Genomic DNA, 1,344 nt, shown 5'->3' on the forward strand with positions numbered 1-1,344 from the left:
GCCTTCGTGACGGCCACGCCGCCCACGCGGACGCGGCCCGCCTCGATCCAGCCGGAGACCTGCGAGCGGCTCACGCCGCTGAGCGCGCTCAGCACGGCGTCGAGCCGCCCCGGGGAGGCGACGAGGTCCAGGGCGGTGGGGGAGGAGGGGTCGGTCATCGGGGGACAGTGTAGTGCGGGGATAGGCGGTCCGCAGGGAAGGCGTTGCCTTTTTCCTCGTTCCGGGAGCCTGTGAAGCGATGATGGAGGGAAACTACCTAGGTGAAACGATGAATTTATCGGCCTATTTCAATCAATTATTTGAGCATTTTGAGCGAATTGAAAAGGGCGGTTTCGGTTCGATCTATCTTGTTGGATCGGCACTGGAGGACGGCAACGTCAGCCTGCTCGCCCTGGGTCTGTCGTCGGCATTGAGAACCATGGCGCATGCCGAATGGTCCATGACCACGGAGTTGTCATGGCTCGAAGAGCGCCTGGAGGCCGCCACCAGGTCAAGACGGCGACGGCTCCAAGAAGTCCTGATCGTCAACAAACGGCTTCTTGATGACACCGCCTCGCTCCTCAAGGAGTGCCTATGGGCTCTCCCGGACGAGATCTCGGAGGACATCCTCCGCAGACACCCTGAACTCGGGACTTGATAAGACGAACGCGACGGAATTCCGTCGCGTTCGTTCCTCCTGCTGCTTACGCCCGCGCCTTGGGCGCGTCGATGGTGCGGATCTGCTCGGGGCTGAGGTGGTACTTGTGGCCGCACCAGTGGCACACGACCTCCTGGCCGCCCTCGTCGATCATCTCCTGCCGCTCGGACGGCGCGAAGTACGTCAGCGACGCCAGGGCGCGCTCCTCGGAGCAGCGGCAGGCGAAGCGCGCCTCGGTCGCGTCGGGCTGCAGCACGAGGCCGAGGCCCTCCGTGGCGCGCTGCACGATCTCCAGGACGCTGCCGCGCCGCAGGTTGTCCGTGATGGAGCCCATGGCCTTCACGTTGGCCTCCAGCCGGGCGAGCGTCTCGTCCTTCGCGCCGGGCATGGCCTGCACGAGCAGGCCGCCCGCGTGGGTCACGTGGCCCTTCTCGACGTACACGCCGAGCAGCAGGGCGCTCGGGATCTGCTCGGAGCGCGCGAGGTAGTACGCGAGGTCCTCGGCGATCTCGCCGCTGACGAGCTCGACGCTGCCGGTGTAGGGCTCGGCGTTCTCCAGCAGGCGCATCACGGCGAGGTCACCGTCGCCGATGAGGCCGCGCACGTCGAGCTTGCCGTCGCTCTCGCGGGGCGGGAGTTCCGCGTGGGGGTGGCGGACGTAGCCGCGCGCCTCGCCGTCGGCGCTGCCCTCCGCGACGACGGAGCCG

General features: G+C 67.0%; 3 protein-coding genes. 1 reads left to right on the forward strand and 2 read right to left on the reverse strand.

Annotated elements, in window-relative coordinates:
* Positions 1–158 (reverse strand): S4 domain-containing protein (locus tag DEIPI_RS36590; RefSeq protein WP_281173202.1); only part of this gene is annotated, 158 nt, incomplete at its 3' end.
* A gap of 110 nt (positions 159–268) precedes the next feature.
* Between DEIPI_RS36590 and DEIPI_RS37645 the strand changes: the two genes are divergently transcribed.
* Entirely contained in the window at positions 269–637 is a 369-nt protein-coding gene (locus DEIPI_RS37645; protein WP_169737072.1) for a hypothetical protein, read from the forward strand.
* A gap of 46 nt (positions 638–683) precedes the next feature.
* On the opposite strand, the gene DEIPI_RS30060 is transcribed toward DEIPI_RS37645, so the two are convergent.
* Positions 684–1,344 (reverse strand): Hsp33 family molecular chaperone HslO (locus tag DEIPI_RS30060; protein ID WP_045234058.1); only part of this gene is annotated, 661 nt, incomplete at its 5' end.

The sequence above is a fragment of the Deinococcus pimensis DSM 21231 genome (assembly GCF_000519345.1).
Lineage (GTDB): Bacteria > Deinococcota > Deinococci > Deinococcales > Deinococcaceae > Deinococcus_A > Deinococcus_A pimensis.